At 32.9% G+C, this 3,278-nt stretch carries 3 protein-coding genes; all 3 read left to right on the top strand.

Features of this window, described 5'->3' with window-relative positions; translation table 11 throughout:
• Positions 1–229: 229 nt before the first annotated feature.
• The 3 genes from pyk (at position 230) to ACLR9T_RS13590 (ending at position 2,584) form a co-directional block, all read left to right on the top strand.
• Positions 230–1,660, top strand: coding sequence for a pyruvate kinase (pyk, locus tag ACLR9T_RS13600; protein ID WP_413110041.1), 1,431 nt, complete (start codon positions 230–232; stop codon positions 1,658–1,660).
• A 121-nt stretch (positions 1,661–1,781) separates the two neighbouring features.
• Positions 1,782–1,904: a hypothetical protein gene (locus ACLR9T_RS13595; RefSeq protein WP_413110040.1), complete on the top strand. Its 123-nt coding sequence runs from the start codon at positions 1,782–1,784 to the stop codon at positions 1,902–1,904.
• 263 nt (positions 1,905–2,167) lie between these two features.
• A complete protein-coding gene (locus tag ACLR9T_RS13590) occupies positions 2,168–2,584 on the top strand; it encodes a group II intron maturase-specific domain-containing protein (RefSeq protein WP_413110039.1) in 417 nt (138 codons plus the stop codon).
• The last annotated feature ends 694 nt before the right edge of the window (positions 2,585–3,278 follow it).

Here is a 3,278-nt window from a genome sequence, read left to right as displayed (position 1 = left end):
ATTATATAATAGTCTATTAAATTGTTATTAATGAGGATATTATCATTTAATAGCTTAAAAATGTAACAATTAATTTATGTTATATAGGCTTATAAAATGACTAATAATATTAATTATTAAGTAGAATATCTTTTGTTAAATATTATTAAAAACCTCGTAAGTATAGATTCAATCAGCTATAATATTTGTATAAAACGTTACAAAGAAGAAAAAGGATGGTAATGGTAAGATGTTAAAAAATGAAAAAATGAGTAAGACTAAAATTGTTTGTACAATTGGACCAGCATCAGATAATAAAGATATGTTAACTAAATTAGTGAAAGCTGGTATGAATGTAATGAGACTTAATTTCTCTCATGGTAGTCATGAAGAGCATTTAAATAAAATTAAATTGCTTGCAGAAATAAATAAAGAATTGGATACTTCAGTAGCAATTTTGTTAGATACAAAAGGTCCTGAAATTAGAACGGGGGATTTTGTTGGTGGCAAAACGGAATTCAAAAAAGGACAGGTTGTTACAATTTGTCAGGAAGATATTGAGGGAACAAGTGAGCGTTTTACGATAACTTATAAGGAATTGTATAAAGATGTCAAACCAGGAGGTTTTATTTTAGTTAATGATGGTCAAGTAGAATTACTAGTTGATCATGTTGAAGGAACTGATATTATTTGTGTGTGTGCAAATAATGGAATTGTTAAAAATAAACGTGGTATTAATGTACCTGGAATCAAGCTGGGATTTGATTATTTGTCTGCTAGAGATATTGATGATTTAACATTTGGATGTGGCCAGCCATTTAATTATGTTGCTGCTTCTTTTGTAAGAAGGGCACAAGATGTTTTTGATGTGAAAAAATTATTAATAGAAAAGGGACGCCCGGATATTCAAATTATTGCTAAAATTGAAAATAGTGAAGGTGTTGAAAATATTGATGAAATACTAAAAATTGCAGATGGAATTATGGTTGCTCGTGGAGATTTGGGAGTTGAAGTACCAGCAGAAGATGTTCCATTAATTCAAAAAGATATTATTAGTAAGTGTAAAGATATGGGAAAACTAGTTATTACAGCGACCCAAATGTTAGAAAGTATGCAACAAAATCCACGTCCTACACGTGCAGAAGTAAGCGATGTCGCTAATGCTATTTTTGATGGAACTGATGCAATCATGTTATCTGGTGAATCTGCTTCTGGTTTATATCCTCAAGAAGCTGTTATGACAATGAGTAGAATAGCTTTGAAAACAGAACAAAGTTTAGATTATGATGGATTACATCGTCAAGCAGTATCAACAGCACCACAAGATACATCCGAAGCTATATGTATGTCAGTTGCAGAAATTGCTTCAAAATTCCAAGTGGCTGCAATCATTGCCTTTACTGAAAGTGGTTTTACCGCTCGAAAAATGTCTCGTTACCGTCCTGAAGCAAGAATTATTGCAGCTACACCAATTGTTGAAACAACAAGAGCATTAGCAATTAATTGGGGGGTTAAACCAGTTATCTGTAAATCAATGACAACTCGCTCAAGTATGATGGATTATGCAGAGATTATTGCCCGGGAAAATGGGGTTGAGGCGGGAGAATTGATTCTTGTTACAGGTGGTAAGCCAGGTTTGATAGGTGATACAAGTTATTTGGAATTAGTTCGTGTAAAATAATAAATGCAATTTTAAAGTTAACTCAAAAATGGAAATAAATTTTAATAGTTATAATAGGCTTGATTCCTTATTTATATGGGAATCAAGCTTTTTAGGTGTGCCAGGCATGGCATGAATTCAGTTGGAGATAAACCAACCACAGGTAGTTACCGCCAAGTGTAGTGAACCACAAGCTGTTGATAGTGATGTCATGGGTGAAGGAAGTGGTGTAACAATTCTTTTGAGCGTACGAACAGAAACTTGATGAGGCTAAATGGTGAATAAGGTTGCCTAACAAACCGAAGTCCAAAAGGTAAACGTAAAACCAAGACAGTAAATCAAGACGTTGTGAAAGAAACAGGGTTCATGTCTTACCCCGGGAGGTCTTATGGACGAGGAAGCCTAGTAAACTTTAAAATCAGTGATTGTACCCTCGGTCGAAAAAGGTTTACCATAAGAAGTCAGATGAAGTCATAGTAGGTAAGAAATACTGAAGGACTGAAACGTTTATAGAGTGCAAATCGAGTAATGAAGTCAGTGACATCATGGCTGGAAAGAAAACTGTTCTTGAAAGTAAGCGCAACAAAGACAAAAGTAGTTCGACCAATGAAAGGACAATTCTTAGGATTTACATTTTATAAGAATGGTCAAGAATGGAAAAGTCGACTGTATTCAAAGATACAAGAGTATCTTAAAAGAAAACAAGCAGTATCAAGACCACTTTCAGTAACATTTACAAAAGTAAATCAAATAGTAAGAGGGTGGATAAACTATTTTAGAATAGGAAGTATGAAGAACTACATAGATAAATTAGGACAATGGTTACGCCACAAGATAAGATGTATCATCATCAAACAGTGGAAGAAACCGAAGACAATATATAGAAACCTAATGATACTGAATATAAAATATAAATGTAAATTTAGTAAAGAAGAAATCTATTAATGCGCAAACACAAGATTAGGATGGTATAGAAGAAGCGGACAAGATGTCGTGAACTTTATACTATCACCAAAAGTACTAAGCACAGGAAAAGGGGATAGACCTGATTTAGTCAATCCCTTTAACTACTATCTTAAGAGTTTGTAATTTCGATATAAATGTAGAGCCGTATACAAGATCCATACATACGGTTCAATGGGAGGGGCAATAAATCTTGAATTTATTCCTCCACCCTATTTTTTGCAAGTTTGTTTATCTATATAATAGTGTTTAATAATTTATTGAAAAGAAAAGGTCCACTATTATTAGTAGACTAATATTAATTAAAATGTATTTTATATAGATATAAATTACTTTGTGCTAAATAGTTTAACTAGTGGTATAAACAGATATAGATATCAAATTAATTATTTTTCCTACTTAATTTAAATATTAATTTGAGCTTTTTAAGTAAATTATTGGTAGGAGTAAGGGTAATAGATAATATTAACAATGATATATGCCTAACAATGTATCTTGATACTGAATAGTATATAGTAAAGAGAGGTGTTACAATGGATCCACTTCAAAATGAAATATTTATAGAAGGAGAGCCGTTTGTTAATCGACAAGTTTTACCGCCGTTTTGGTTTTTGTGGTTATTTTTGCCACCAACAAGGCCACCTGGGCCACCGTTTCCGCCGGGACCCCCAAGACC

It is taken from the genome of Thomasclavelia sp., assembly GCF_047249845.1.
Lineage (GTDB): Bacteria > Bacillota_I > Bacilli_A > Erysipelotrichales > Coprobacillaceae > Thomasclavelia.
The sequence above is the reverse complement of the archived record's forward strand: the minus strand, read 5'-3'. Positions and strand labels throughout refer to the sequence as shown.

Bases quoted from the DNA above. Each gene is read 5' to 3' on its own strand.
- ACLR9T_RS13590 (WP_413110039.1), top strand. From the start codon at position 2,168: ATGAAGTCAGTGACATCATGGCTGGAAAGAAAACTGTTCTTGAAAGTA.
- pyk (WP_413110041.1), top strand. From the start codon at position 230: ATGTTAAAAAATGAAAAAATGAGTAAGACTAAAATTGTTTGTACAATT.